The organism is Nesterenkonia sp. AN1, from assembly GCF_000582475.1.
Classification (GTDB): domain Bacteria; phylum Actinomycetota; class Actinomycetes; order Actinomycetales; family Micrococcaceae; genus Nesterenkonia; species Nesterenkonia aurantiaca.
This window is the reverse complement of sequence record NZ_JEMO01000034.1, coordinates 1-3,896: the sequence shown is the minus strand read 5'-3', so window position 1 is coordinate 3,896 and position 3,896 is coordinate 1. Positions and strand designations below refer to the sequence as shown.

Here is a 3,896-nt window from a genome sequence, read left to right as displayed (position 1 = left end):
AGAACCTCATGCCCCACAACAACTAGGGAGATGTGGCATGGGGTCCCACCTGCATCTAGCGCCACAGATGCGTGCACGCCTCTAGGCCTGGCGCACCATCACCCACCCCACACGTGACGAAGGAGATGGGTTGTACATACCGGCACTGCTGTTATCCCCTCTGATGATCGTCATTGGGATACTCGTCTATCTGAGTAGGTTTAAGATCTTCGGTTTCACGATCGCCTTCAACAACAAGGCATTCGGAGACGCTGGTCGAGCACTCGAGAAGAAATCGAGCCCGAAGATGGTCGTCGCACACTCGGTCTCCCTCATCGTGTTTGGTATCGCCCTAGGAATCTACGGCGTCCTAGGGCGCTGAGTGTCTTGTAACCCTTGGGTTGCGAGGCCGCGGACGAGACACCTCTGCCCCGGATCAAGATTCGCAGAATCCTGCAGCGGACGATTCATCCAAGCGTCTCGCAACCGCGTCTCGGCAGAATTCGTGCACTCATCCTCAGTTGCAAAACGCCTCTGCACCACTGCTCGCGAAAGAACGTTAGAGGAGAGATGTCTAAGTGGGCGCTAGAGGGATGCTGTCCCCCGAGTCTGGCGCGGCCATCGCGGGCGTGCCCCAATGAACGCGTAGACCCCGCGGCCGGAGTGTGAGGGAACACTTTTCCGGACGCGGGGCCTACTGAATCACTCGCACCTTCAAGAGGTACTAATGACACTAGGGGTCATTCTTGAGTACGCGGTGATCGTGGCCTGGGATCTCCCTGGAGTCAATAATCGTGCACGGAGGAATGTGAGGATCCGAAAACGGTCCCGGGTCCTGCTGCAGTAAGACGGAAACGCTTCCGTCCATTGATCACCAGTAGTGGCACCTTCCGCCGACAGCGCGGCCGACAGAGCCCAAGATCCAAAGGATGGCGCCGACCACAACCAGGACGATGCCGATCGTCCAGAGGATGGAGATGTCGATGAGGGCTCCCACGATCAGGAGGATGATGCCCAGAGTAATCACGAGGTAGTTCCTTTCTGCGGGGGGCGCGGAATTCGCCCCTCATGCGTTGAGGCTCCCGCTGGTGATCAAGCGTAGGAAGAAAAAGCAATAGTGGCTGTCCCTCATCTTCCTACGGGCTCATGATCCCTTAGGGTCCGGAGTTCAGCTCGAGAATATATAAGGCAGGGCTAAGGGGTGCCCGCAAGCCGGTCGCTCACCGGGCACTCCCCCACCCAAAAATCGCTTCATACAAACACTGGGTGTGGATCGCAACGGTAAACGGCGGTCTATTCGCATCGCTAGACGTCACCCCCGCTGGATGAAAGACGCTCTCGACGGACCCTGTTCTCTGCGGTCTCCGGTCCGTAGCCGCCGCCCTTACATGGGGTCCGCGACTATCTGGTCCCCGACGGAGATTTGCCGGCTGCGCTACACGCCCCAGAAGGCAGTGACGCTCATACGGCTCACGAGACAGGTTCGTGGACCTTCGCGGGAAGGGAACGCAATGCCCAGCGTCGGAGAATAAGCGCGACGGGCAGTACAGCGAGACAGGCGAGCAGCCCGAACAACATGGGCGGTCCTCCGACATTCTCCACCCACCCGGCATGGATGAACACGCCTGCCAGCAGCACAGCCATGAAGCCCAGCGACGCTGTCATGCCGTTCGCCCACCATCGCACTCGACCCGCCGAAGCGTTCTCCGCCACGGCTCCCGTGACCAGCATCCAGCCCGCCACCAGTGCAACCTCGAATCCCACGAGTGCAACCGTCACGGCGATCAAGTAAGGGGATTCCAGATGTGCCACTTGCGGGTGCTGTTCGGCGAGGCCCGCGGCGATGCGCGGAACCACGATGAGTTGCGCGATGAGGGCCCCTAGAGCCAACGCTCCGAGAGTGATTCGCATGCTGAGAAATTCTGACTTGGTCATGCGTAGACCCTTCTCCTAGTTCTGCGCACTGGCAGTGGCAGGGTTCTCTGGTTCATCCGCTGGAGACCCTTTACGAGAATCCTTGCCTCTCACCGCGGATGCTTCATGCTTCTTTGGTGGTGGAGTCGTGGTTCTCCCGGCGCAGCAGGTCGCCAGGTTCACAGTCGAGGGCTTGGCAGAGTGCTTCCAGGGTGGAGAATCTGATGGCCCGAGCGTGGTTGTTCTTCAGTATCGAGATGTTGGCGGGAGTGATTCCGACCTTCTCGGCCAATTCGCCCACTGACATCTGGCGTTCAGCGAGCATGACATCGATGGCGACCCTGATGGCCATTAGACGACCCCCGCCAGTTCGCTGCGGTAGTCGATCGCCTGGACCAACAGGCCACGCATGACCGCGAGAAGCAACAACAACGACACTCCAAGTGCCACGCACCACCCAGCCCGAGCAGCGCCGGAGGCCCACCGACCTGGACGATGAATATCAGGTGCACGAAAACCGCTGCTGCCAATGCGGTGGTGCCGATCAGCGCAACGAGGATGAGGTCCACCCATTTCAACGCTGACTTATCGAAGATTCGGTCCTTTGACACCATCGAGGCTAGGCGCCAGGTAGCGATCAACCCGACTTGCACTCCCACGATGGCGGCGATCGCGAGAATCGCGTAGGGCATGGTCAGCGGTTCGATCTCAGGAAACACCTCTCCGGCGCTTTTTGCATTGACAGGGATCGCCACTTGGACGATGAGACTTCCCAGCAGCAGAAGACTCAGAGCAGCTCGTAGCGCGGTCGAGTAAGGAGTAGACATGTATTGATTATCAGGTGATTCATATTGTTAGTCAATACACTCGGGGCTGGCGCTGGTGGCGTCCTGGTCGCGAGCTCCAATCCCGGGAAGGTAGTGCGGGCTTCAGTGTCGCCGCGCTACGGTCAAGAGAAGAGTGCTTCACGGACTCGACTCAGCGCAATCGTCGCGGTCGCTGCGACAGGTGTCTTGCTGCTCACGGGTTGTGGCAGCGAGGAACCGACACCCCAGCCCTCGATGTCTCCGACCCATGACAGCTATGACTCAGCGGAGCCCTATCGTGAGCGCGCAGAGATGTCGCCTGAAGAAGGCATGCCGCGTGGTGAGGTCCAGGAGCCAGTCGAGCTATTTTTCTCCCTGCACTATGTGGAGTGGGGAGACTCCGAGGAAATCGACGACGACGTCCTGCGGTTCCACCTCTACATGGGCAACTTCGATTGCAACGGGTTGCAGTACAGGGTGGAGGAGACCGAAGACGAGGTGGCCGTCGCGGTGATCACCGGCACACGTGAGGGCGTGGATGGGTGCTCGGAGGAAGCCGTTTTGGGAGCCATCGACGTCGAACTCGATGACCCCGTGGGCGACCGCGAAGTCGTGGACCTCAGCCAGCTCCTCTGAACACCATCGAATTCGAGTCTCTCCCTCTGAAATCTCGATGGCTTGTTGAACCGCTCATAACTCGTGGGGGTTGCACCCGCTAAGGCAGTTGCTCATGTCAATCTCCGGTAGGCAAGGTCACCACCCACTGACGGAAGTCACGCCAGGGCACATGTTCGGCTCCATCTGTGTCGAGATCCGCTGACTCTCGAGCTGCCTCAAATATCTACAGCTTTCTAAGACACAGCCGTCTCGTTGAAACCAAGACGGCTGACCCGCGCCAACGCAACCCCACTGGCGTCTCGGAAACACATCTCACCGAAAATTGTCTCAAGGACCGCCATGAGGAGGGTTTCTGAGCCACAATGTAGGAATGAGACTTCTTGGCTACACCTGTCAGTTTCAGAAGCTGACTGCACGGATGTCAGAAGTCGACTTCACCCGAACCACAACATGGCTGCGAGAGCGCTTTACTTCTGATTTGCTCGCGCGAGGTCCCGGCAGACGGGCAGGGGCCTTCTGGCCCCAAATGCAACGGCCTACATGTACATGAACCATGGTCAACCCCGTCCAGGCCTTTAA

General features: G+C 58.9%; 5 protein-coding genes. 1 reads left to right on the top strand and 4 read right to left on the bottom strand.

Going from position 1 to position 3,896, the window contains the following annotated elements; genetic code table 11:
- Positions 1 to 850 precede the first annotated feature (850 nt).
- The 4 genes from BG28_RS15940 to BG28_RS16905 form a co-directional block, all read right to left on the bottom strand.
- Positions 851 to 1,006, bottom strand: coding sequence for a DUF6131 family protein (locus BG28_RS15940; protein WP_200869363.1), 156 nt, complete (start codon positions 1,004 to 1,006; stop codon positions 851 to 853).
- 443 nt (positions 1,007 to 1,449) lie between these two features.
- Positions 1,450 to 1,914 carry a DUF2975 domain-containing protein gene (locus tag BG28_RS13575; protein WP_036478061.1) on the bottom strand — a complete coding sequence of 155 codons (465 nt, stop codon included), beginning with the start codon at positions 1,912 to 1,914 and terminating at the stop codon, positions 1,450 to 1,452.
- A 103-nt stretch (positions 1,915 to 2,017) separates the two neighbouring features.
- Positions 2,018 to 2,245: a helix-turn-helix transcriptional regulator gene (locus tag BG28_RS13570; protein ID WP_036478059.1), complete on the bottom strand. Its 228-nt coding sequence runs from the start codon at positions 2,243 to 2,245 to the stop codon at positions 2,018 to 2,020.
- Entirely contained in the window at positions 2,208 to 2,720 is a 513-nt protein-coding gene (locus tag BG28_RS16905) for a DUF2975 domain-containing protein (protein ID WP_084479766.1), read from the bottom strand. The genes BG28_RS13570 and BG28_RS16905 overlap by 38 nt, the downstream gene beginning before the upstream one ends.
- Before the next feature lie 291 nt (positions 2,721 to 3,011).
- Between BG28_RS16905 and BG28_RS13565 the strand changes: the two genes are divergently transcribed.
- Positions 3,012 to 3,335, top strand: coding sequence for a hypothetical protein (locus tag BG28_RS13565; RefSeq protein WP_152539308.1), 324 nt, complete (start codon positions 3,012 to 3,014; stop codon positions 3,333 to 3,335).
- Positions 3,336 to 3,896 lie beyond the last annotated feature (561 nt).

Excerpts from the sequence above, each read along its gene's own strand:
- BG28_RS13575 (WP_036478061.1), bottom strand. The coding sequence starts at position 1,914 with ATGACCAAGTCAGAATTTCTCAGCATGCGAATCACTCTCGGAGCGTTG.
- BG28_RS13565 (WP_152539308.1), top strand. The coding sequence starts at position 3,012 with ATGTCGCCTGAAGAAGGCATGCCGCGTGGTGAGGTCCAGGAGCCAGTC.
- BG28_RS16905 (WP_084479766.1), bottom strand. The coding sequence starts at position 2,720 with ATGTCTACTCCTTACTCGACCGCGCTACGAGCTGCTCTGAGTCTTCTG.
- BG28_RS13570 (WP_036478059.1), bottom strand. The coding sequence starts at position 2,245 with ATGGCCATCAGGGTCGCCATCGATGTCATGCTCGCTGAACGCCAGATG.